Source organism: Metabacillus idriensis, assembly GCF_050483325.1.
GTDB classification, from domain to species: domain Bacteria; phylum Bacillota; class Bacilli; order Bacillales; family Bacillaceae; genus Bacillus_P; species Bacillus_P idriensis_A.
Window position 1 is genome coordinate 23910 of record NZ_JBCMYF010000025.1, and the last position, 23109, is coordinate 47018.

General features: G+C 41.1%; 29 protein-coding genes. 6 read left to right on the forward strand and 23 right to left on the reverse strand.

The window, feature by feature from the left end:
- The 3 genes from preA to ABEQ24_RS14615 all read right to left on the reverse strand — a co-directional run bounded on the left by preA (position 1) and on the right by ABEQ24_RS14615 (position 3764).
- On the reverse strand, positions 1-1287 hold the full coding sequence (gene preA, locus ABEQ24_RS14605) for an NAD-dependent dihydropyrimidine dehydrogenase subunit PreA (RefSeq protein WP_430007471.1): 1287 nt from the start codon (positions 1285-1287) through the stop codon (positions 1-3).
- 203 nt (positions 1288-1490) lie between these two features.
- Positions 1491-2807: an NAD(P)-dependent oxidoreductase gene (locus tag ABEQ24_RS14610; RefSeq protein ID WP_430007513.1), complete on the reverse strand. Its 1317-nt coding sequence runs from the start codon at positions 2805-2807 to the stop codon at positions 1491-1493.
- Between the two features lie 66 nt (positions 2808-2873).
- A complete protein-coding gene (locus tag ABEQ24_RS14615; protein WP_430007472.1) occupies positions 2874-3764 on the reverse strand; it encodes a nitrilase-related carbon-nitrogen hydrolase in 891 nt (296 codons plus the stop codon).
- A gap of 273 nt (positions 3765-4037) precedes the next feature.
- Here ABEQ24_RS14615 and ABEQ24_RS14620 point away from each other — a divergent pair, with 273 nt between their 5' ends.
- On the forward strand, positions 4038-4328 hold the full coding sequence (locus ABEQ24_RS14620) for a DUF6509 family protein (RefSeq protein ID WP_430007473.1): 291 nt from the start codon (positions 4038-4040) through the stop codon (positions 4326-4328).
- Positions 4329-4510: 182 nt separating this feature from the next.
- On the opposite strand, the gene ABEQ24_RS14625 is transcribed toward ABEQ24_RS14620, so the two are convergent.
- The 5 genes from ABEQ24_RS14625 to ABEQ24_RS14645 form a co-directional block, all read right to left on the reverse strand.
- On the reverse strand, positions 4511-4906 hold the full coding sequence (locus ABEQ24_RS14625; RefSeq protein ID WP_430007474.1) for a cytosolic protein: 396 nt from the start codon (positions 4904-4906) through the stop codon (positions 4511-4513).
- 96 nt (positions 4907-5002) lie between these two features.
- Positions 5003-5620, reverse strand: coding sequence for an acetate uptake transporter (locus ABEQ24_RS14630; protein WP_223441783.1), 618 nt, complete (start codon positions 5618-5620; stop codon positions 5003-5005).
- 152 nt (positions 5621-5772) lie between these two features.
- Positions 5773-5976 (reverse strand): cold-shock protein CspD, encoded by a 204-nt coding sequence (gene cspD / locus ABEQ24_RS14635; RefSeq protein ID WP_070878053.1) that lies wholly within the window; start codon positions 5974-5976, stop codon positions 5773-5775.
- Between the two features lie 524 nt (positions 5977-6500).
- The gene (locus ABEQ24_RS14640; protein ID WP_430007475.1) at positions 6501-6959 is read right to left on the reverse strand and encodes a TlpA disulfide reductase family protein; all 459 of its coding nucleotides are present in this window, start codon (positions 6957-6959) and stop codon (positions 6501-6503) included.
- A 225-nt stretch (positions 6960-7184) separates the two neighbouring features.
- Positions 7185-7727 (reverse strand): peroxiredoxin, encoded by a 543-nt coding sequence (locus ABEQ24_RS14645; RefSeq protein WP_430007476.1) that lies wholly within the window; start codon positions 7725-7727, stop codon positions 7185-7187.
- 323 nt (positions 7728-8050) lie between these two features.
- On the opposite strand from ABEQ24_RS14645, the gene ABEQ24_RS14650 reads away from it, so the two are divergent.
- Complete coding sequence (locus ABEQ24_RS14650) at positions 8051-8917, forward strand: mechanosensitive ion channel family protein (protein WP_430007477.1); 867 nt, start codon at positions 8051-8053, stop codon at positions 8915-8917.
- Between the two features lie 47 nt (positions 8918-8964).
- Here the strand turns inward: ABEQ24_RS14650 and ABEQ24_RS14655 are convergent, their stop codons facing one another.
- From ABEQ24_RS14655 to ABEQ24_RS14685, 7 genes are all read right to left on the reverse strand, one after another.
- A complete protein-coding gene (locus ABEQ24_RS14655; protein ID WP_430007478.1) occupies positions 8965-9207 on the reverse strand; it encodes a YkuS family protein in 243 nt (80 codons plus the stop codon).
- A 55-nt stretch (positions 9208-9262) separates the two neighbouring features.
- On the reverse strand, positions 9263-10390 hold the full coding sequence (locus ABEQ24_RS14660) for an N-acetyldiaminopimelate deacetylase (protein WP_430007479.1): 1128 nt from the start codon (positions 10388-10390) through the stop codon (positions 9263-9265).
- Positions 10391-10461: 71 nt separating this feature from the next.
- Entirely contained in the window at positions 10462-11172 is a 711-nt protein-coding gene (dapD, locus tag ABEQ24_RS14665; RefSeq protein WP_430007480.1) for a 2,3,4,5-tetrahydropyridine-2,6-dicarboxylate N-acetyltransferase, read from the reverse strand.
- Positions 11173-11251: 79 nt separating this feature from the next.
- Positions 11252-11710 (reverse strand): flavodoxin, encoded by a 459-nt coding sequence (locus ABEQ24_RS14670; protein WP_430007481.1) that lies wholly within the window; start codon positions 11708-11710, stop codon positions 11252-11254.
- A 17-nt stretch (positions 11711-11727) separates the two neighbouring features.
- Complete coding sequence (locus ABEQ24_RS14675) at positions 11728-12624, reverse strand: exo-alpha-sialidase (protein WP_430007482.1); 897 nt, start codon at positions 12622-12624, stop codon at positions 11728-11730.
- Entirely contained in the window at positions 12614-13090 is a 477-nt protein-coding gene (locus tag ABEQ24_RS14680) for a flavodoxin (RefSeq protein WP_430007483.1), read from the reverse strand. Before ABEQ24_RS14680 ends, ABEQ24_RS14675 begins: the two co-directional genes overlap by 11 nt.
- Positions 13091-13410: 320 nt before the next feature.
- Positions 13411-14289 carry a LysR family transcriptional regulator gene (locus tag ABEQ24_RS14685; RefSeq protein WP_430007484.1) on the reverse strand — a complete coding sequence of 293 codons (879 nt, stop codon included), beginning with the start codon at positions 14287-14289 and terminating at the stop codon, positions 13411-13413.
- A 121-nt stretch (positions 14290-14410) separates the two neighbouring features.
- Between ABEQ24_RS14685 and ABEQ24_RS14690 the strand changes: the two genes are divergently transcribed.
- Together ABEQ24_RS14690 and ABEQ24_RS14695 are read left to right on the forward strand one after the other, a co-directional pair.
- Positions 14411-15142 carry a sulfite exporter TauE/SafE family protein gene (locus ABEQ24_RS14690; RefSeq protein WP_430007485.1) on the forward strand — a complete coding sequence of 244 codons (732 nt, stop codon included), beginning with the start codon at positions 14411-14413 and terminating at the stop codon, positions 15140-15142.
- A gap of 11 nt (positions 15143-15153) precedes the next feature.
- On the forward strand, positions 15154-15537 hold the full coding sequence (locus ABEQ24_RS14695) for a VOC family protein (protein WP_430007486.1): 384 nt from the start codon (positions 15154-15156) through the stop codon (positions 15535-15537).
- Positions 15538-15559: 22 nt separating this feature from the next.
- Here the strand turns inward: ABEQ24_RS14695 and ABEQ24_RS14700 are convergent, their stop codons facing one another.
- The 6 genes from ABEQ24_RS14700 to ABEQ24_RS14725 all read right to left on the reverse strand — a co-directional run bounded on the left by ABEQ24_RS14700 (position 15560) and on the right by ABEQ24_RS14725 (position 19639).
- Complete coding sequence (locus ABEQ24_RS14700; RefSeq protein WP_430007487.1) at positions 15560-17074, reverse strand: MDR family MFS transporter; 1515 nt, start codon at positions 17072-17074, stop codon at positions 15560-15562.
- Positions 17075-17231: 157 nt separating this feature from the next.
- The gene (gene cbpB, locus ABEQ24_RS14705; protein WP_430007488.1) at positions 17232-17678 is read right to left on the reverse strand and encodes a cyclic-di-AMP-binding protein CbpB; all 447 of its coding nucleotides are present in this window, start codon (positions 17676-17678) and stop codon (positions 17232-17234) included.
- A gap of 360 nt (positions 17679-18038) precedes the next feature.
- Positions 18039-18230, reverse strand: coding sequence for an antirepressor AbbA (abbA, locus tag ABEQ24_RS14710; protein ID WP_070878022.1), 192 nt, complete (start codon positions 18228-18230; stop codon positions 18039-18041).
- Between the two features lie 74 nt (positions 18231-18304).
- On the reverse strand, positions 18305-18823 hold the full coding sequence (locus tag ABEQ24_RS14715; RefSeq protein ID WP_430007489.1) for a ribonuclease H-like YkuK family protein: 519 nt from the start codon (positions 18821-18823) through the stop codon (positions 18305-18307).
- 416 nt (positions 18824-19239) lie between these two features.
- Positions 19240-19389, reverse strand: a complete 150-nt coding sequence (locus ABEQ24_RS14720) for a hypothetical protein (protein WP_430007490.1) — start codon at positions 19387-19389, stop codon at positions 19240-19242.
- A gap of 13 nt (positions 19390-19402) precedes the next feature.
- Positions 19403-19639 carry a YkuJ family protein gene (locus ABEQ24_RS14725; RefSeq protein WP_070878018.1) on the reverse strand — a complete coding sequence of 79 codons (237 nt, stop codon included), beginning with the start codon at positions 19637-19639 and terminating at the stop codon, positions 19403-19405.
- A 203-nt stretch (positions 19640-19842) separates the two neighbouring features.
- On the opposite strand from ABEQ24_RS14725, the gene ABEQ24_RS14730 reads away from it, so the two are divergent.
- Both ABEQ24_RS14730 and ABEQ24_RS14735 read left to right on the forward strand, forming a co-directional pair.
- Positions 19843-20811 carry an MBL fold metallo-hydrolase gene (locus ABEQ24_RS14730; RefSeq protein WP_430007491.1) on the forward strand — a complete coding sequence of 323 codons (969 nt, stop codon included), beginning with the start codon at positions 19843-19845 and terminating at the stop codon, positions 20809-20811.
- Positions 20812-20821: 10 nt separating this feature from the next.
- Complete coding sequence (locus ABEQ24_RS14735; RefSeq protein WP_430007492.1) at positions 20822-21067, forward strand: glutaredoxin domain-containing protein; 246 nt, start codon at positions 20822-20824, stop codon at positions 21065-21067.
- Between the two features lie 36 nt (positions 21068-21103).
- Here ABEQ24_RS14735 and ABEQ24_RS14740 read toward each other — a convergent pair whose 3' ends face one another.
- Positions 21104-22000 carry a manganese catalase family protein gene (locus tag ABEQ24_RS14740; protein ID WP_430007493.1) on the reverse strand — a complete coding sequence of 299 codons (897 nt, stop codon included), beginning with the start codon at positions 21998-22000 and terminating at the stop codon, positions 21104-21106.
- 295 nt (positions 22001-22295) lie between these two features.
- Positions 22296-22985 (reverse strand): DUF3993 domain-containing protein, encoded by a 690-nt coding sequence (locus ABEQ24_RS14745; protein WP_430007494.1) that lies wholly within the window; start codon positions 22983-22985, stop codon positions 22296-22298.
- Positions 22986-23109: the final 124 nt, after the last annotated feature.

Below are 23109 nucleotides of genomic sequence, written 5' to 3' on the forward strand. Positions count from 1 at the left end.
TTACTTCACAAAGTCTGCACTTGAAGTTCCAAGTGCACCAATTACCGACTGTCTTTCATTCCATGTCATTGGCGGCAGTTCATTAGCAAGCTCGACCATATCGATGGCTCCATCAACCGGACATACGATTGAACAAAGATTGCAGCCGACACAATCTTCTTCACGCACTTTCAGATAGGACTTGCCGCTTGCATCCTTCAGCATGTCAATACACTGATGGGACGTATCTTCACAGGCAATGTGACATTTATTGCAGTTGATGCACACTTCTGTATTTATTTGCGCAACAACTTTATAGTTTAAATCAAGCTCTCCCCAGTCTGAATATCTCGGAACAGATTTGCCGACCAGATCCATGACGGACGTTAAACCTTTGTCATCTAAATAATTGGACAGGCCTTCAATCATATCTTCAACAATCCGGAATCCGTGATGCATGGCGGCTGTACAAACCTGGACGCCCATTGCACCCATCAGCATGAATTCAACGGTATCCTTCCAGTTTGAGATGCCGCCGATGCCTGAAATCGGCACATTGATCCGCGGATTCCTTGCACATTCCGCTACCATGTTTAACGCAATCGGCTTAACAGCGGGACCGCAGTACCCCCCGTGAGCTCCTTTTCCGGCTACATGCGGAATTGTATTCCAGGTATCAATGTCAACCCCGGCGAGGCTGTTGATCGTATTGATCATGGAGATGGCATCCGCTCCTCCTGCAACGGCTGCTTCAGCTGTTACCGTAATATCGGTTATGTTCGGAGTGAGTTTGACAATGACAGGTGTTTTCGCCGCTTCTTTAGCCCAGTAAGTTTGCCTTTCCACCAGATCCGGCACCTGACCGGATGCCGCCCCCATGCCGCGCTCTGCCATGCCGTGGGGACATCCGAAATTAAGCTCAAGACCATCTACCCCGACATCCTCCACACGCTTAACAATTTCATGCCATTTCTCCTGTTTCGGTTCTACCATCAGCGACGCAATAATCGCATGGTTCGGAAATCTTTTTTTCGTTTCATAAATTTCTTTTAAATTCACCTCAAGCGGACGATCTGTAATCAGTTCAATATTATTAAAACCGGCTACACGCTGCCCATTAAAACTGACGGCGGCAAATCGGGAAGAGACATTTAAAATCGGATCCCCGAGCGTCTTCCATACAGCCCCTCCCCAGCCTGCTTCAAACGCCCTCTGAACCTGATAGCCGGAATTTGTCGGAGGAGCGGAAGCAAGCCAAAAAGGATTCGGTGACTTTATCCCTGCAAAATCAATTCTTAAATCAGCCATGTATGAACCTCCCTTAATTAGAAATGCGGAATCACCCGTTTAGCTCCGACAGACAGATAAGAAATCACCCGAAAAGTCCGGTTTTGACTTTTTGGGGGATTTTGTTCTGGCCGAGGAGCTGGGTGATGCAGCTGGACACTGAAATGCGGAACTGCCTTATACAGATTAGAGGCAGTTCCGTTTTATTTAGTGTCATGAAAAATTCAGGCAAGCTTCCGTTCTTCAAAAGATATCTTTTTATGAATCTCATAAGCTGTCAGCTTTCCTTGCTGAGCCGCTGATACGACCATCGCATCTCCCTGGCCCTTGCCGAAAATCACATCTCCGCAGGCAAAGATTTTCTCATTTGAGGTTTGGTAAGATTCCTCTGAAATACGCACAACCCCATCAGAGTGTTCAACCCCGAATTGTTCAATTAAATGGAGGTATCTGGATTGACCGATTGCACGGATGACCGCATCGGTTTCGATGATAAACTCAGAACCCGGTACGGGCACAGGACGAGGTCGCTGTCCATCAACTCCTGCAGAAAGCTCCATTTTGAAGCATTCAATTCCTATTACTCGATTATCCTCATTTGTTACAATCCGTTTTGGGGCAGTAAGCCATTTAAATGCTACGCCGTCCTGCTTGGCGAATTCATATTCAAAATCATAGGCTGTCATTTCCGCCTGAGTTCTGCGGTATAGAATGCTGACTTCCTCCGCACCAAGCCTTACAGAGCAAGTTGCAGCATCGATTGCCGTATTGCCGGCTCCTATAACAACAGCCTTTTTCCCTATTAGGTCCATTGTTTTGGCCGTTTTTGTCTCTTTTACAAAATCAATTGCATCGTATACTCCATCTGCATCTTCGCCTTCAATGCCAAGCTTAGGAACAGATGACATTCCGACAGCAAGAACAACAGCATCATAATTCTCTATTAATTCAGAAGCCATGACATCTTTTCCTACCCGTGTATTCGTCCTGATTTCAACATTAAGGTTTTTCACTTGCTGAACTTCCCAAAAAGAAATGGACTGCGGCAGCCTGAATGAGACGATGCCATACGTATTTAAACCTCCGGCATATTGTTCCGCTTCAAAAATCGTTACGGTATAACCCAGCAGAGCAAGCTCCCTTGCAGCTGATAATCCTGCAGGACCTCCGCCAACAATGGCTACAGTCTTGCCATTCTTTTCACCTGCTTTAAACAGGACTTGTTCATTATGAATCGCCCAATCAGTGGCATAGCGCTGCAGATTTCCGATCATGATCGGCTTTGTAGAAGAATTAAGGACACATGCTCCTTCACATAGCTCCTCTGTCGGGCAAACACGGGAACAGCTTGCTCCAACAGGATTGGCTGTCATTATGGTTTTGGCGGATCCCTTCAGGTTTCCAGAAGCAATTTTCTTAATAAAAGATGGGATATCAATACCAGTCGGACAAGCCTGAATACATGGTGCGTCGTAGCAATATAAACATCTGTTCGCTTCCTCGAACGCTTCCCTGTTTGACAGGGCCTGCTCAACCTCCATAAAATTTCTCTCTAGATCGGTTAAAGAAATTTCCCTAGTCAAGATAAAAACCTCCTTTTCCAGCGATTAAGGCAGCAAAGCCGTCATTTCCTGATATGTTTCGGGACGTCTGTCACGATAAAACTGCCAAGTATCCCGGACTTCGCGAATTAATTTTTTATCCATCTCACCGATAACGACCTCGTCCCTGTCACGGCTTCCTTCAGCCACAAAGCGGCCTCTTGGATCCGCCAGATAGGATTGTCCGTAAAATTCACCCATGTTCCACGGTCCTTCGTAACCAACGCGGTTAATGGCCCCAATGTAATATCCATTTGCTACGGCATGTGCCGGCTGTTCAAGCTTCCATAAATACTCTGAAAGACCCGCAACTGTAGCTGAAGGGTTAAAGACAATTTCAGCTCCATTTAAACCAAGAAGCCTTGCACCTTCAGGGAAATGGCGGTCATAACAGATATAAACCCCAATTTTCGCAAAAGCTGTGTCAAAAACAGGATAGCCGAGGTTCCCCGGTTTAAAGTAAAACTTCTCCCAGAAACCGCCTCCTTCTTTGCCCACTCCTACATGCGGAATATGATGTTTTCTGTATTTCCCTAAGTATGATCCATCCGCATCAATGACTGCAGCTGTATTATAATAAGTAGCAATTCCTTCGCGTTCGTAAATTGGCAGGACAATGACAATGCCCAGTTCACGTGCCAGCTCTTGAAACCGTTTAGTTGTCGGTCCATTTGGAATTTCTTCTGCTGCGTCGTACCATTTTGTGTTCTGTTCTGTACAAAAGTACGGGCCATAAAAGATTTCCTGAAGACAGACAATCTGCGCACCTCGTTCGCTTGCTTCTTTCACAAGCTTAATATGCTTTTCAATCGCTTTTTCTTTGTGAACTTCGACAGTCTCATTTCCATCCACATCATTACTGGCCTGAATTAATCCAATCACTACTTTGTCTGACATGCGACAGCCTCCTTAGGACAATTATTCAAAAATAAATATAATATTCTAAATATTAAAAATTTAAACTATGTATCTATTTTACTTTCAATTCCCTCCGTTTACATTGTACAAATTGTTAAAAGGTTTCATTCATTTCTCTTGCACAATGTAAAAAAGGAGGTTGGTGATGTAAGATTTTATAACATTTTAATGTAAAATTTGTGTTATCTTCTTTTTTTCGTTAGGATAAAGAGGAGACAATTGAATTAAATTGAGAGATTGGAATGATACATATTGAATATTGCAGCCTACACGGTTGAAAAATTGCATGATCCATTCGGAATTCTATCAGGAGATCGCTATGAATTCTTCCTGGAGCTTGATGTGGAAGAAGACGATGAATTGTATACAGAAAAAGGACTGCTCTTAAAGGTGATTTACTTAGTGGATGACACAGGCGGCAGAATTTCTGTTTATCACCTTATGGAAAAGGAAACAAATACATTCCTTGATTTCGAGCTTGATGAAGAAGAAGAAGCTATGATCAAGGAATTCTGCCAGGGACATTATTCAGAAGAAAATTAAGAAAGAGCAGGCGATTAGCCTGCTCCATTTTAAGAGTTAAGAAGTATAAAATTTTGCGCTTCGATGTCTAGCTCCATCGCCCAACTCCTCGGTCAGAACGGATCCGCCAGTAAAGGCAAAAAGCGCCTTTTCTGGCGGATCCTTATCTGCCTGTCGGAGCTAAACGGGCGCTTGCGCTTTTCTTATACTTCTGTTTTTTTGCCTTCTTCTACGATATGAAACAGAAGATGCGCCAAATGATGGATCGGCCCGTGTCCTTCTTCCTCTTCGTTCGTTTCTTCATTAAATTCCAGATCATTTAAATAAAGAGCCGTGAATTGATAGAAATCCTTCAATTCAAAGGAATAGCAAGCGCTTGGATCTTCCTGCTCTTCTTCATAATGAAGAACGAGGTACCACTCTTTGCCCTCTTGATCTTCTCCGTCAAAGAATATGAAAAAGCCGACATTTGTATCAAGTTCGAACAAATGGCGCGTTCCGCCTTCTGTTACACGGTGAAAATCTTCCTCGTTCAATTTTTGTACGGTCATTGCATCTGTTTGATCTTCTTTATGAAATTCTACTGAAAATGAATTCATGCTATCTCTCCTATGTATTAGATTCTTCCCTATCGTATACCACTTTTCCTTGAAAAACAAAACGAAGGCCCCTTTTTTAAAAAAGGAGCCGTTCCATTACTTTTTAAAAATGCCAAAAGGTTTTCCAATCGGCAGGAAAACACGCCCGAAATGAGCATTCAGCACTGCTGCCGCTGAACCGTAAAACGATAAGAGTGCAATCAGCATTTCAGATACTGCTGCAAGCATATGCGTCGCTTCGTGCATGATGCCGAAAGAACTTAAAGAAAGACCGATAAATAAGAAATCAATAAGAACGAAAATAAAAAATAATACTTTATGCGTTTCCATGGCACCAATTGTCATGAATAAGCTGAAGATTAAATAACCGACAAAAGCAAAGCCAAGCTGCTTTGGATCTACGCTTGCTGCAAGCTCTTCCCCGAATACACCTAATTGAATAAGCCAAGAGCCTCCTACGCCAAGCCAGAACAGACCAAATGCACCAAAAGCAGTCGTTCCGAACGTATTGTTATGCTTTGCATCATTGATGCAAGCAAAAAGCTGAGCAAACCCTCCTAAAAAGATCGCCCATGGCAAAATAAATGAAAGTCCCTCTGTTAACCCAAGCTTTTGCGAAGAAGCAACGAGTGTAACCATTGCAAGTCCAAAAAGTCCAAGCGCTGAAGGATCTGCGGTTGTCATTTTTACTTGTTGTACATTCTGATTGTTCATAATGAACCTCCTATATTTTAAACACATACTTGAACAAGATACAGGATTGAAATACCGGTGTCAATGAGTTTTTAAGGGGTGTAAAATAGTAAACGATTACATTTTTTCCGGAGAAAATAAAAAAAGCTGCCATGCGGCAGCTTTTTAGTTCATTATAATTTTACAACGTTCTCTGCTTGAGGTCCGCGGTTGCCTTCAACGATGTTGAATTCAACTTCTTGGCCTTCTTCTAACGTTTTGTACCCTTCGCCAGTGATCGCGCTGAAGTGAACGAATACATCGTTTCCGCCTTCAACTTCGATAAATCCAAAGCCTTTTTCTGAATTAAACCATTTTACTTTTCCAGTTGCTTGCATGAGAAAACCTCCAAAAATTTTTTAATATGTCCTACTCTTTACAACATGGTAAATAAAATATTCACATATTATAAAGAGTATCAATAAGAGGAATAGATAGCCTTTATAACATGTGAATGCTAAACCCCATATGAATTCATCTTAAAAAGATTTGACTGATAGTCTGACAATATCTATTGGCCATTCATTTATTTAACTGTGAACACAAAGCAACGAAAGCCCTACCTCTCTTTCGTCCTTGCGGCTCCGATGACCGCGCCAGCTTGAATTAAGCTAACAAAAATCAAAGGATTTGAACTTAAAAAACCTAGATTATCCACTGAGGATAATTGAATGTGAATCTCTATTATTTCTTGGTAGAAGGGTTGTATATTATGAACTAACTTTTTTATTATACATTGATAGAAGATGAAAATCAACTTTTGGACAAGTGTTAGCCTGCTTTTTGTCGAATACTTCAGCGAAAACAGCTGCATTATTTACGAACAAAAAAAAGCGCCCCATTCTAAGGGGGCACTCTCCTCTTATTCTGCAGCGTTTTCTGTTTCAGCCAATACGCGGTTTACACGCTTTTCAAGCATTTTCATGCCGCTTCCTCCTGCCTGAAAATGACGAAGAGCTCCAGTTTTATCAAATACATAATACGCAGGCACATATTGATTATCAAAAGCGTCTGTCAGCTTGTGTTCGCTGTCAACGAAAATCGGCTGTGTGATGTCATGCTCTGCTGCTGTTTTTTTTATGTCCTCTAAGTTAAGATCGTCTTCTGATCTCGGCATGTGAACGGCAACTACGTTCAATTTATCTTTGTACTGATCTCTGAATTCATTAACCTGAGGCATTGCTTCTTTGCATAGATGGCAGCTTACAGACCAAAAATGAATGAGTGTTGGTTTTTCACCGATTAATTCTTCTTTTGTCTGCTGGCCGTTCAGCCATTCAGCTGCACCGTTTAATTCCGGCATTTGTTCGCGTAATTTCATTATGAACCCCTCCATTATTTGTTTAAGAAAAGCGCAAGCGCCCGTTTAGCTCAGGCATGACAGATAAAGATCTGACAGAAAAGGCGCTTTTTGTCAATACTTTCAAAGCCGTTCTGGCCGAGGAGCCTGAGCAATTCCGCTCGCAATCGAAGCACAAACTTTAATACTTTCTTATCTTCTAAAAAAGGCCTAACCGAGAGTTAGACCTTCCATTTCTTTAAAAACTTATAGAGTTGCTTGTCCTGGCTTCCAGTTTGCCGGGCAAAGTCCGCCAGTTTGCAATGCTTGAAGCACACGCAGTGTTTCATCCACATCTCGGCCGATGTTGTTGTGGTTTACAACAGCATACTGAAGCTCGCCGTCTGGATTGATGATGAATAGTCCGCGAAGAGCAACACCTTCTTCTTCGATTAACACACCGTACTCGCGTGATACAACGTGGTTAGTATCAGCTGCAAGCGGGAATTTCAGGTCCCCAAGACCGTTTTCTTTGCGGTCTGTGTTGATCCATGCAAGATGAGTATGAATTGTATCTGTTGAAACGCCGATTACTTCAGCATCAAGGTCTTCGAACTCGTCTGCGCGGTCAGACATTGATGTAATTTCAGTTGGACATACAAACGTGAAATCCATTGGATAAAAGAATAATACTGTCCATTTATCGTTTTTCATGTTTTCTTCAAGACTTACTTTACTGAATTCTTTGTTAGCCATTACAGCATCCATTTCAAAGCGCGGAGCTTGTTTTCCTACCATGCGTTCTGCCATTATGTATCCCTCCAAAATGTATTTTGATATCTGGAATCGATATCAGCTTAATTGAGAATAATCACACGATTTTCTCAACTGGTGACTTATTCATTTCACAATAAACATTATAGAGCAATCGGATTTTTTAGTCAATGTTAAATAATAATTAATTTAATATAGACTGCTCAAGTTCAAATGAATACATCAATTGGTATTCCCTTTTCTGCCCCATATCAATCATCAAACTTCTTCAAAATCCGATTGATTTCTACAAATTAAGTTTAACATGCACAGCAGCGGGTAACCAAATAATTAGTCTTGCTTTTATTTGCACAGGAAGGATGTTGTATATGGAATTTTTTGATTTACTGAACAAAATTAATTGGGCAGGTCTCATGACCACTGCAGGAATTATTACCTTAAAGCTGATCGGGATCCTGATTGCTTTTATCGTGGTAAAAGCGATTGGAACACGGATTGTAGATAAGACGTTTACTCGTGTGCAGCAGCGCCAGTCCATTTCAGTCGGCAGATCAAGAACCCTTCAAAGCCTAACTTTGAATCTCTTTTCTTATCTTTTAATTTTCATTTTTGTTGTTATGGTGTTCGAGGTATTTGAATATGATGCGACAGCACTCCTTGCAGGTGCCGGAGTTGTCGGACTTGCGATCGGCTTTGGAGCTCAGGGCCTTGTAAGCGATGTTGTAACAGGTTTCTTTTTACTTCTCGAAAAACAACTGGATGTGGAGGATTATGTTACGACTGCAGGTTATTCCGGCATTGTTGAGCAGGTTGGTCTGCGGACGACTCAGATAAGAAGCTTTGACGGTACATTGAACTTTGTGCCGAACCGTGAAATTGTCAGTTTAAGCAACCATTCGCGCGGAAATATGAGAGCGCTTGTTGATATAGGAATTTCATATGATGATAATATTGATGAGGCCATCGGCATTCTGCAGGAAGCGTGCGACCGAATTGCTGCTGAAGATCCCGCGATCGTTGACGGACCTAGCGTCATAGGGGTTCAGGGTTTAGGAGCTTCAGATGTTGTCATCCGCATCATAGCCAAAACTGAAAATATGATGCAGTGGGGAGTCGAAAGAAATCTCCGCAAGAAATTAAAAGAAACACTTGATGCCCACGGGATTGAGATTCCATTTCCGCATCAGGTATTTGTTGAAAAGAAAGCCCATGAAGTACAAAATTAAAAATGTCAATATAAAAAGCTGCCGAACGGCAGCTTTTTTAATATGTGTTATTGCATTCTGCTTTCAACATGCTGGCAAATTTCATCTGCCGTATAACCGCTCGCACTGAAAACAGATCCGCTAGTCACCGCATTGCTGATCCCCATAATATTGGAATCTTGACCGGTAATGATGCAGAAATCACAGCCTTTTGCATCTTCTTCATTTCGCAATTGAACGACCTCATAGCCTTTTTCCTGAAGTGCTGCTGTTACATCTGATAATGATTGTTCAACACCTATTTTTGGCATTTCATCCACCTCCTATCACTAATGTGTCACATGGAGGGGACGTTTATTCTTGGATTCAATTTGCTTTATAGAGAAAATATTTGCACATCAGCTGAACAGCTGTTTCAATTGCTTCTTCTTTTGGCTGCAGTTTAGAATGATGCAGTCCGTATGGAGATTCCACCCCGAGCCAGAACATAAAGCCTGGGATTTCATCAAGCATATAGCCGAAATCTTCGCCTGTCATCGCTTCACGGCATAATACAACCTCTGTATCCGTGTTTCCTTTTGTGAAGTCCATGAATTCTTCAGTAAGCTCGTGATGATTATATACTTGGTGGTACATTGCGCCATAATCAATAGCCGCCTTGCATGCATAGCCAATCTCGAGCCCATGAACAAGCGCTTCGATCCGCTCTTTTACTTTTACCATGGATTCAACAGAAAGCGTTCGGATGGTTCCTTCAAGTCTTGCATTTTCTGCAATGATATTTTGCACTGTCCCGCCGGTAATTTTCCCGAATGTAATGACTGCACTGTCCAATGGATCAACATTCCTTGCAACAACAGACTGAAGCTGAGTGACAAGTGAAGCTGCCGCAACGATCATATCCTGTGTTGTATGAGGATATGCCGCATGCCCGCCTTTGCCTTTTAGGTCAATAAAAAGCTCAGAAGTATTGGCAAAAAGCAAACCAGGACGGGTGGCAATTGTACCTGCCGGATATTCTGGCGCAATATGGAGTGCGGTAATTAAGTCTGGCTTCCACTCTTTCATAACTTCACTCTGCAGCATAGGTTCGGCTCCGCCTGGTCCTTCTTCAGCAGGCTGAAAAATAAAGAGAAGATCATCTCGAACTTGATTTTGAACAAAATAAGTGATGATGCCAAGTGCAATCGTCATATGAAAGTCATGACCGCATGCATGCATGCGGTCTCTGTGCTCTGATTGAAAAGAATAATCCGTTTCTTCAACAATCGGCAGCCCATCCATATCTGCTCGGTAAGCAATTGTTTTCAATGGATCGATCCCTTTCACTTTCACAAATATTCCGGTTTTCCACGTTTTCATTTCAAGTCTTTCAGATGGCAGTGAACTTAAATAATTCAGAAGGTATTCCTGCGTTTTAAACTCCTGAAAACCAAGCTCCGGGATACGGTGGAGATCCCTTCGAATCTTAATTAATGCTTTCAGCTGATCCATGACGCTTCCCCCTTAACCTATAGAGAAGGCGCGGATGAAAGTCATCCACGCCTTAAAAACAGAAACCCGTATTATAGCTGTCTTAATTCTTGTTTGATTTCTGTTTTTGATTTTGTTTTTTCGTCGATTTCTTTAATTTTTCGTGCTGGTGTGCCAGCTACAACTGTATAAGGAGCTACATCATCAATAACGATCGCTCCTGCAGCAACAACCGCTCCTTTTCCGACAGTAACGCCTTCAAGGACAACTGCATTTGCTCCGATGACTACGTCATCTTCAATAACTACCGGTTTAGCTGATGGCGGTTCAATAACTCCCGCAAGAACAGAACCTGCTCCAATATGACAGTTTTTTCCGACAGTTGCGCGTCCGCCAAGGACAACATTCATGTCGATCATTGTACCTTCACCAATTACAGAACCGATATTAATAGAAGCACCCATCATAATAACAGCATTATCGCCGATTTCCACTTGATCACGTATGATCGCTCCCGGCTCGATGCGTGCTTTGATGCCTTTCATGTCAAGCAATGGAATCGCTGAATTGCGACGGTCATTTTCCACAACGAAATCTTCAATATTTGCTTCATTTTTTGTTAAGGCCTCTTGAATTTCAGCCCATTCACCAAACACAACCCCGCTGTTTCCATTTAAAAATGTTTTTGAAGAAGAACCAAAATCAATGCCTTCTACGTCACCTTTAACGTAAACTTTTACAGGTGTTGATTTCGTGCTATTTTGTATAAATGAAATAATCTCATTTGCATCCATCATTTTCATATGTATTCCTCCTTCAGACTATGTACTTCATTACTGTATCAAAGGAAGGGGTTGTTGACAAGCCGATTGACTGCACAAATTAAGAACGTACAGCAAGCTTTACAATACGGGCAAACTGACGTCCAAACTCTAAACAGGCATCCTCCTGTTCTCCATCCGGAAAACACTCAATTTTTAGGCTTTCCATGATCAGAGAGCCGTTATTCTGCTGGATTTTTTCAGCGAGCAGGTCAACCGCACCGCAAAAAATATCATAAGCAGTATCACCTGAACCAAATAATGCGATCGTCTTATCTTCAAAATCATAATCGTCCATCTCATCATAAAGATCCAGCATTTCATCAGGCAGCTCCCCGTCTCCCCATGTATAAGCACCAATTAATAAGTGATCATACTCTTCGAAAACCGAGCCGTCAATATCCATCGCTTCAAACTTTTCAGCTTCTGAGCCTGCTTCTTTTAAACCTTTCTCAATTAAATCGGCAATGGCTTCCGTATTGCCTGACATGCTTGCATAAATTATGGCTGTTTTCCCCATTTATTCAATCTCCTTTCTTAATGAACCACTGCTGAATAACCGTACAAGTCACCTTGTTTGCTTTCATGAAGACCTGCTGCAAAAAATGAACGTCCGCTGCCTGCAACTCTGAATGCATGCCCTTTTAATGTTTCAGCAGGAAAAAGAGCCATTGTAGCCTCATTTAATGCATATATCCTGGAATATCCGTATTTATCTTGACTTGAAGCGGCATATGTGATCATTTCATCACAAAAAACATCCAGAAACGCTTCCTCGCTGTAGATATTTTGACAGCTGATCCAGTTAAGGTCATGCCCTTCATTCAGCTTAGTCATTTCAATACTTCCTGCATGGCCTTTTGCAGAGCCTCTGCAGACCAGCAGATTTCTATTTTTATCAACGGCAATCGAAGAAATCATGGAATGTGCCTCGTGTTTAATTCTTGTAAAAGAGCCTGTATGGTAATCATATCTCCACAAGCCTCCATGCTCTGCATGAATCTGTGTACCGATAAAAAGCTGATTTTCGTGAAGGCAGAGGGATCTGATTACAGGTTTTGAGGAAAAGTGCTTAAACGGCTTAAAGCCAATCCATGATCTCCCGCTGTCAGTTGACTGATAAATCGTATGTTTTCCGTGAATGATGACCGTTCCATCATCATTGCCGGCAATGGACCAGATGGCTGCTGTAGTGGGCAAATAAGCTTCTGTGCTCGTGTAATCTAATGTATTCATTCTAAAAATAAACCCGTCTTCCCCAACTCCAAATAAATAGGATCCAAGCAGTTTTAAACATCGGATTTTCTTATCAATTTTGAGAAGCATTTCCCATTGATCCTCACCATCAAAAAAATAAAGCCCTTCATTTTTTATGGCTACAAAATATCCGCTTCCCGCAACTTTTTCGACTGCTGTTGCACCTCTATGAAACATGTAATGTCACCTTCCCGCTTTTGGCACACCACACAGAAAAAGCTTCTGCAAACTGGATGCATGCTGAAATATCCTCTTCTGATTCTGGTGAACCCTCTATTTTCAGCAAGTCTGCAAAAACAGCCGCCCCAGTTTCTGTAAATCTTCTTTGTAATAAGTCGACTGCTTCACAAAACTTCGGATAAGTATGATCGCCTGATCCAAAGCAGCCGATATTTTTTCCTGTAAGATCAACTGAAGCCAAGTCTTCATAAAAGTCCTCCGCTTCATAAGGAAGATCTCCATCCCCCCATGTATAGGATCCAGCGAGGATATAATCGAACTCTTTGATACTCTCTAGATCACAAGCATCCATTTCTTCATATGTAATTTCCATTTCATCTTCTTCCAGTCTTTTTCCGATCAGTTTAGCGATATCTTCTGTATTTCCTGACATACTTGCATATATAATAAGAGTTTTTTTCAACAAATCCACCTCTTTAATTGATAATGATTTTCATTTTCATATGTTCACTATAATTGAAATTGATTCTCATTGTCAATGGTGTTTTAAAATAAGGCTGTTTTTGATTATTAATACTTACAGTCCCTTTTCGCTCCTGGAACTTGCTTTCCGCGGGAGCGTGGAAGCCTCCCCGGCGAGCCTGCGGGGTCTTCCATTTCGCTCTTTTTCCTCAGGAGTCAAGTTTATCCCGCTAAAGTTTAAAGCATTTAGTCTCAAACCAGCTAAGTTTAAGAAAAGAGCCTTTAATAAAGAAAAGCAGCTCCATATGAAATGAAAGCTGCTTAAAGAATCTCATTCTTATTCTCTTTTAATACATCCAGAAATGCCTGAACCTGCTTTAATTTAAACGAAGATTCAAATCCGAGCAGCCAGGTATCTCTGACGATCGGCTCTCCGTGTTCATTCAGCAGCGGTATTTTATAGATATCTCGTTCATCATCAAGAAGTGTAACGGATGGCAGAATGGCATAGCCAATGCCATTGTAGGCCATTTGTTTGCACGTTTCGATCTGATCCACCACAATGGTGCGTTTCGGACTGCTTTGAAAATGTTTGTGCCACCAATCCTGAATTTCCTGATAGTAAGATGAATCGCTTTTAAATTGGATAAAAGGCCTTTCCGTTTCAATCAGGTCCTCAACCTTCTGAATTTCAGCGTCAACTAAATACAGAGTATCTGTCAGCAAATGCTGTTTGACGCCTTTCCACTCAGGATTCCCTCTGATGATGCCGATGTGAACATGGTCCTCGTACATGCTTTTTAAAATTTCGCTGCTCCAGCCTGTTATAAGTGATATTTTCGCATGCGGGTATTTACTGACATATTGCTTCAATATGTTAGGCAGCCAGTGCTGTCCAATAATTGAAGCAACGGCTATCTTAAGTGTTCCATGAACCTCTCCTTCAAGCTCTGATATTTCCTCTCTCAGTTTCTCTTCTTTTTTCGTTACCTCTTTTGCAAAAGCTACAATCTTTTCACCTGATGGAGTTAGAGTAAGTCCTTTTTGAGAGCGGATAAAAATTTGAAAACCCCATGATTTTTCAATCGACTGCAGTCTTTGAGACAGTGCAGGCTGGGAGACAAACAGCCGCTCAGATGCTTTCCGCATATTCATTTCCTCTGACAGAACAACGAGCATTCTTAATTCCGTTAACTGCATCTGCATTCCCCTTGATAAGTTTTTCTTATATTATAAGCTAATTTTTTCAACATTTCATAATCAATAAAGGAAGAATATACTAAATTTGAAGAAACAATTTAAGACAGGATGTGATGATTTCATGGAATGGCCGATTTTTTTCATTGGAATTGCAGCTACTTTTATCGGCACTCTTGCGGGCAGCGGAGGTATGATCAATATGCCGCTTATGCTGCTTTACGGCTTGCCTGTTCATACAATCATCTCCTCTAATAAATTTGCCAATACGCTGAGTTCTTTTTCAAGTTTTTATGTGCTGCTGAAGAGACGGGAGATTCATATTAGAGAGATCATGTATACAGCCCCTTTTACGATATCAGGAGGAATTGCCGGAGCTTTTTTCACGAGCAGGATTGACGAAAACACAATGACGTATATTGCTCTTTTCCTGCTAATTTTCGCTTTAGGATTAAACTTTATAAAAAAACCGAAAGAACAAAACTCAGAGAAGGACAAAATGAAAAAAAGCCTTTATCCTCTAGTCTTTGGGATTGGCGCTTATGACGGCATGTTCGGCCCAGGCCAGGGAACTCTTCTGATGTACACCTTCCTGCATCAGGGGTTTTCGTATATTAAATCTGTTGCATATACGAGATTTCAAACGTTTTTAAGCTGCTCTGGCGCATTTTCCGCATATGCAATGGCAGGAATCATGAACTGGACAATCGCCCTGAGTCTGGCCGCCGGAAGCATTATTGGAGCTCAGCTTGGAGTAAGATTTGCAAGTAAGCTTAAGTTTGCCCACGCCTCGTGGCTGATCCGGCTGATTACCGTTCTGATCATCATACAGTTATTTTACAATCTAATTTTTTAGGGGGAAAAGACATGAGTTTATCAATCGTAAAACTGCATCATATCCAGCTGTGTGCACCAATTGAAGAAGAACAAAAAGCGCGTGAATTTTATTTGGATGCTTTGGGATTTGAAGAAATGAAAAAACCCGATTCTCTATTAAAGAATGGCGGGTTTTGGTGCAAAGCAGGAAACGCCGAGCTCCATATCGGTCTTGAAAAAATGGAGCAGGTGACAAGCAAACGTCATCCTGCCTTTCAGGTAGCGGATCTCGAAGCTGCCAGGGACCTGCTTAAAAAATATAAGATCAAGATTCAAAATGAAACGGAGATTCCGGGGGTTAAGAGATTTTCTTTTTTTGATCCATTTGGGAACAGGATTGAATTGCTGGAAATTCAGACTTTTTTTCAACTATAAAAAGCGCAAGAGGGATTTCCTCCTACGCTTTTTTGCTTTCTTTAGGCAAATTTAAGATCAGCAGAAAACTAATGACCGCGAAAGCAAAAACAACAATGTACACACTGTGCAGAGACTCTGTCAGCCCAGCCTTTAACGCCTGGATCGCCCCGTTTGAAAGCTTAGCTGCAGACTCGGAGCTTAAAAGCTGATTTACTGAATCTAAATTGACTGTTTCATTGATTCCCTGCTCCTTAAAATAAGATTGCAGCCTTGTATTTAAAATCCCTCCCAACATGGCAGCTCCAATCGTATTGCCAAGCGTTCTCATAAACATATTCGCAGCAGTCGCCGACCCCCTCTGCTCCCAGCTGACTGTGCTCTGGATAGAAACAATAAATGCTGTTGTCGTCATCCCCATGCCAATTCCGACTATAAACGACCCCAGAGCTGCCCACAGCGGCCCATCATCCGGACTTAAATTAAAAAAGACAAGACTTCCTGCAATCAGGGCAATTCCACCGATGACAGAGGTTGTCCGGAAACCGATTTTCAAAAGCAGATTGCCGGATACAGTTGCAGCAATCGGCCACCCAATCGACATAGCAGTCAGAGTAAAACCTGCTACAATTGGTGTTTGTCCCATTACTGCCTGGACGAAAGCAGGTAAAAATGAAGAAATGCCTATCAGCATAACACCTGTAGTCAATGATGTCATATTCGCAATAAAAATGCTCTTTTCTCTCCATATTTCAAAAGGCATCATAGGTTCTTTTGCCCGATGTTCTTGTCGAATAAATAGGACAAAAGTTAGAAGGGCTGCAGCAGACAGAAAAAGAATTGGAGCTGAAAGCCACGCCCATCTGATGCCGCCTTCAACAAGGACAATCATTGCCGAACTTATAGACGCAAATAACAGAACTGCGCCTTTGTAGTCAATCGAATGTTTTTTCCTCTCCACATCTTCATGCAAATACAGCACCAATCCAGCGATCGCCAACAGTCCAAGCGGAATATTAATCCAAAACACAAAGCGCCAGCTGACGAATTGGACAAGCAGTCCCCCTATTGCCGGACCCATAATCGCAGAGATTCCCCAGACGCTCGATAAATACCCTTGAATCTTTGCACGTTCTTCCTTCGTATAAATATCCCCTACAATCGTAGAAGCAACCGGCATAACAGCACCTGCACCAAAGCCTTGGACAAACCTCGCAGCAATCAGCCATTCCATTGAATTAACCAGCCCGCACAAAATCGAGCCGACTAAAAAAACGGAAATGCCAAAGATCAATACCGGCTTTCTCCCGAATAAATCCGAAAGCTTGCCGTAAATTAAGACCGTCACGGCATTCATCAGCAAATAGGAAGAAAAAATCCAGCTGTACAGAGAAAAGCCCCCAAGCTCGCCTACAATTGCCGGCATCGCAGTGGAGACAATCGTTGCCTCAATCGCTGCCATAAACATTGCAAGCATAATAGCCGCAAGAACGAAGGGGCGCTTCATATTAGATGATTGTTTATTGATTTGTTCTTTTTCAAGCACTGCCTGTGTCATAAGAATCCCCTCCATTAAAACAGCAAATAAGAAAAGCGCAAGGCCTGTTTAGCGCAGGCATGACAGAACGGATCCGCTCGCTATTGAAGCGCCAAATTTTATACTTTCTTATTTTCAAACAAAAGAAGGAGGCAGGCATGCACTCCTTCTCTAACCATTATCTGTCTTTCATGTTCATTTGGTTTTTCAGTTCTTTAAGAATTGCCCGTCTTGTTAAAATCCCTTCAAACACACCTTCTTCGTCTACTACGCAGACAAAAGAGTGGTCAATGACCAAATCTAACCCTTTGGAAAGAGAATCATTCAGCAAGAGACGCGGTATATCAGCATTCATCGCTTCTTCGACTTTCATTTCTTCAAGCTTTTCAAATTCGATTCTTTGAAGACCAAGAATTGCATCCATCATCATATTGGTGCCGAGCAGCCCGTGAAGCTTGAAAAAAGGATCAAGCACAGGCACCGCTGTATAGCCCGTTTTTGTCAGAACCAGCAGCGCGTGCTCAAGGTTATTCCCCACCTGCACATGCGCAACTTTATCTGCTGGAATCATATACTCTTGTATGGTTGATTCATTTAATAATTTGGTTGTATGTAAACTAATCAATTTGTTCTTCCTCTCTAAAAAAGTTCAGACCGAACAATATTACCCCTTCATGTCTTGTTTGAAACATCCCATTATATTTTACCACAAATGGCCTAAGAAATGCGGAAACGGCTGTTTAGCTTTTGAAGACAGCAGGGGATTTCAATCCTTTTAGGCATTTAACTGCAGAGATTCTTTCATTTTCGTAATCATTGAGTCATTACGTTTAATCCCAAGACTTAAGCAATCATTCCTAAACTTCCGGATTTTTATCTCAAAGGTTTGACCGGCAACTAATCACTATCTCGATGAAAACGCATCCACACTGAACTATACCATAAAAAAAGATACTCTAACGCAGAGTATCAAACATATGTAATTCTATAGTTCAAATCTGATTCGGTCATACAAGCTTACAAGCTTCTGATACGTTGCGTTATCTGTTTGTTTAGTCCCGCTCTCGATGTCATAAATTTCGCTGCTGATCAGCTCAAGAGCATATTGCTGTTTAAGTAAAAGCTCCACTAAAAATTTTTGATCGTCTGATGAGAGTATTTCAACTGCAGAATTCATTTTTTATTGCCCCCTTATGATTTAGAGTAATCAATTTTTGAGTCTTGCGTCAACCGCAAATTCCGACACTTTCTTTACTTAGTGAATCGATTGGCATAGCTGAATGCTGTATATGAATCAGGCTTTATTTTCGCTTCAATTCCCATAGCCTGTATTCTGCCTGTCATTTCCTGGATCAGGTCTTTGGTTAGTCCTTTTCTTCCAATATCAAGGTGAATTTCAAACATCAAATCTGCCCCTTCATCTGAATAAGGAATCAAAATTTCTGCCAGTTCTGCCAGGTAGTTTGTTGTAAAAGCGTAAGCCAGTTCCTGACTTAATGTTGTTTCCATTGAAATTTTTTCATGCAGACTTTCAATTGCCCGTGGGATAACCGTATTTTTCAAGCAGCCCCATGCTCCTTTTCCAAGGCGGTGCACATGTACGGCCGTAATAAACTTCGTATCGTGCTGATGCACTTGAGAATCTGTTCCAATGGACAATATATATTCAGAACGCGGATCTTTTGAAATGAATGTTTTAATTCTTTCAATCATGACTTCAAATGACATACTTCCTTCAGACACATTATAAAAGATAAAGTGATCAGTCATATGACAGCTCCTTTTTAAGAAAAAGAATACGGAAACACCATATTATATGCTTGGCTTCACCCGGTGTTGAGTAAAATTGGCGTAAATTTCATAGTATATTTTTTCCTTACGCTGCCATTTTTAAACAAGCATCCACCAGGATAAGCTTTTCTCTTGTAGGGAGCTTCTTTTAATCGACCTCTTTCCTTTCATTCCATTTATTATAAGACGCCCGTTTCTTAAAGAAAGTTTCCTATATATTGAAAAATTTTCAAAAAAACTTCTGTTATGGAATATGTGTGGATATTTCAAGGTGTCATTGGTCACATTTAGTTTCGTCTGCACTCTTACATAGACGATGAACTGAATTTACTGTTTCTTGCTTTCGGTTAACCTCGCCTAAAAAACACAAAAAAACAGCCAATAAACTTGGCTGCCTAACCTTTTTTCGTTTGAATATTACGCATATGATAATTGCAGTTGGAACACGAATAAATGACATTTTGATTGGATTGGGCAGTCAGGACCTCATCAAGGGACTGCTGCTCATAACAATTCGGACAAATGACGCTTGGTTTCGTATTCATCAGTTCCCTCCTATTATTGGAGCAAATCAAAAATTTCAATTGCGATCATATCGATATTGTCAAATTGATAAGTTTGAGGCTTTTCATCTTTTTGAAATACTTCTAATTCGAACGTATCGGTTTTATCAAAGTATTTAACACTGCAACGTTTTTCACCCTCTACTTCAAAGAAGCGCTGGTTGGGTTCATTTGAAGTCGCGTTTTCTTGCAGACTTTGAAGTCTAGTAATGATACCTAAAAGCTGTGACATTAGTATCACCTCCAACAGAGTGAGTCAACTTGAGGTCCGCCTTCGCCTCTAGTTTGTGCGTCCTTATTTATTCTATCCATCCATTTTTGTCTGAAAATAAGTCAGAATATTCGCATCTTCTTTACATTGAGAGTCTGCAAATTTAAAATGGTAGTGATGGGAGAAACCAATTTTTTTATCGATCACAAGGGGGTTAAAGATAAATGTCGCTTGTAACCAAAATTGATGAACGTTTAGCAATCATAGATAGTCATGATTTAGGGATGACGGGTCGGACAAGTTCCTATGTATTACTTGAAGAGGATATCACACTCTTTGAGCCTTCATCAAGCCCTTCTGTCCCGTATATTAAAAATGGGTTAAAGGAACTTGGTATAAAACTAGAAGATATAACCAATATCATCGTTACACACATCCACCTCGACCACGCTGGGGGCGCGGGATTATTGCTTGAAAGCTGTCCAAATGCAAAAGTGATTGTACATCCGAAAGGCGCAAAACATTTAATTAATCCCTCACGATTAATTGCAGGGGCAAAAGCTGTATACGGGGAAAAATTTGAAGAATTGTTTTCTCCGATTATTCCAATTTCACAAGAGCGGCTACTAATAATGAATGACGGCGAGTCACTCCAGATCGGCAAGGATTCTGTTCTTACTTTTTATGATACTCCAGGACATGCAAACCATCACTTCAGTATTCTTGACCATAAAAGCAACAGTATGTTCACCGGTGATACAATTGGAATTTTTTATCAGGAACTGCTTCCTGATGGACTTGAATTTTATTTGCCGTCTACTTCGCCTAATCAATTTGATCCAGAAGCAATGGAGAAATCAGCTGCTTTTTATGAAAGCTTCAAATTAAATGCCCTTCATTTCAGTCATTACGGTGTCAGTCCGAATCCGCAGCATGCCATAAACGCAATGAGACGATGGCTGCCGATCTTCCTGGAATGTGCACAAAAAGGCATGCAGCAGTCCAAACCATTCTCTTTAGAAAATGCGGCTGAGCATGTTAAAATAGAGCTTCAAAATCAAGTTTTTTCTTATTTGGATGAGCAAGGAATCCAAAGGTCACACAAAGTATATGACATATTAGCTTTAGATTTATCCGTCTGCGCAATGGGCCTAGTTGATACGTTTAATAAGAAAATAAAATCCGGTACATAAAGGAGTCTGTATGTCACAGAACAAACGCGTTGAAGTCTACACACAGCCTGACTGCCCGCCATGTCAGATTGTTAAGCAATTTTTAGATCATCATAAGATTGATTATAAGGTTTTTGACGTTTCAAAGGATGTAAAAGCCAGAAACAAAATGGTTAACGAATTCAAATCATTTTCAACACCAACTGTTACGGTAGATGAAGAGATTGTTGCAGGTTTTGACCTGCAGAAGTTGGAAAAATTGCTGAAACTCTCATAAAACACTAAAATCCGGCCATGATAAATGGCCGGATTTTTATAAACCTGCTGAACGCATCAATCTTTTAGCAATTTCATCAAAATCCTCTTTTGAGATCCCCGGGGCAAATTCTTCGGGAATTTCGTCTAATTCAGGCATAGGAGCTCCTGCAGGCATTCCGTCGAATACTTTCAGAGGCTGCCCGTCAATTGGGTGCGGACCTTTCCATATCTTATCTATGTCTCTGTAATCCGTATCACTGAATGTATATAATCTCAGGTGGACCCCCTGATCTTCAAACTTTTTCGCATGAGCAAATGCTTTATTATCAAGATTTGGAATTGGAAGCATCTTTGCAACATCTACTCCTGTAATTACTTCGAGAGCTTTTGCATAGGCTACGACATGAACACCTCCCCGTACGAGCAGATAGCCAATCATCTCTCTTGCTACAGGATGCTCGGTCATTTCATAAACACGCATTTTATGAGTCCTTGCACCGCACTCCAAAAAGAAGTTATGCAGCAGATCAAGGACTAAGTTTCCGCTGTTAAACACGTTCTCTCCTGTCCACGGTTTACCCATTGAATCGAATGGATAAGAGGTCTGGGCTGTTCCGATGAAATGCTGGGTGTTGCGTTTGTTTACAGCTTCCTGCATCGGTGTCAAGTCTGGGGGTGCAGGATAAGTAGATCCTGTCAGCATTAAATTAATCGTGTTTGAAACGAGTTCAACATGGCCAAATTCCTCGGCGGTAATACTTGAAACAAGATCATAAAAAGGCTTAAGTTTTTTCTTTTGCCTGAAATTAAACGACTGATACATATAGTTATTCAGAGTCGACATCTCTCCGAATTTTCCGCCCAAAAGCTCCTGTACAGCCGCTGCCGCATTTGGATCAGCATACTTTGGCTTCGGCAGTTCAATCAGAAGCCTGTTAAATCGCTTTATCATCCGAAAATCCCCTCTCCCTGAAGTGATCCATCAATAGATGGTATGTATGGACAGATTTGTCTTATTCTTTTATTTCGGTTTGCAGACCTGCTGATCCATTCACTTTAGCATTTGTGTGTCAATGTATTTAGTTGTTTTGGCAATAAATGATTGTTTTACATGATAAATGTTGTCCGTTCCTTTCCGCTTCAATCCGCTTAAGATTTTTAATCATTAGTGTGTCAGCCACATAATTTACGAAAAGAGCTATTTTTTAGACTCAAAAAAAAAACACAGGGACAGCCATCCCTGTGTTCTACTCTCCGTAAAAGGCAAAATCCGTATGCTGATCAGGCTGGTCATACGCCATTAAAATGTTCTTGGCTTTAAAATATGATGTCCATAAAAACGAAAGGTCCTGATTGTTTTGAAAAGGTTCAGCTTCATTTAAATCTTCAAGAGAGTTTGAGAAAAGCACGCTTACATTAATTGCTGAATCCTCTTCTTTTTTTTCTTCAGCTGCTTCTGCCTTTGGCTCTTGATCGGAATATTGAATGGAAGAAATTTTGTAGCTTCCGTCTTCCTTGATAAATTCAACGGTTTCAAAATGATCCTCATAACTCACTGGCCCCTCGTCTTCAGCGGGGAAAAACTGATAAAGCTTCAGCTTGCTGTTCTCACTGCCGAACTTCATAGTTTCATCATAATTAAAAAATGGAATGCCGTATGGTGTGAAATCACTGCCATATACAATATATTTTTCATTGCCTTTGTGTACATTTTCCTTCATGTAGCCATCAATAAATTCATCTGTAAAGTATGGATCCAGCGCTTGCTCGATTTCTTCAAGGGAGCGCTCATTTTCCGTAAGAGCGAACTGTGTCTGCGCTGCCTCTTGCGCGAGGTCAGCTGCGTCATCTTTATTAAACGATGACTGGGCAAAGCCTGCATGTCCAAAACCAAAAAATAAAATAAGTGCGGCGAATGTGCTTGAAATAAATTTCATTTTTAATCCTCCCACCTTTTTTTCGCTTCTTATGTCTTAGTCTTTAAATTTTATCAGACTAATTGTCGTTTCTATTCAACTTTCATCCACAAAATAACATCATATTCTGACAATTTCTCTTATA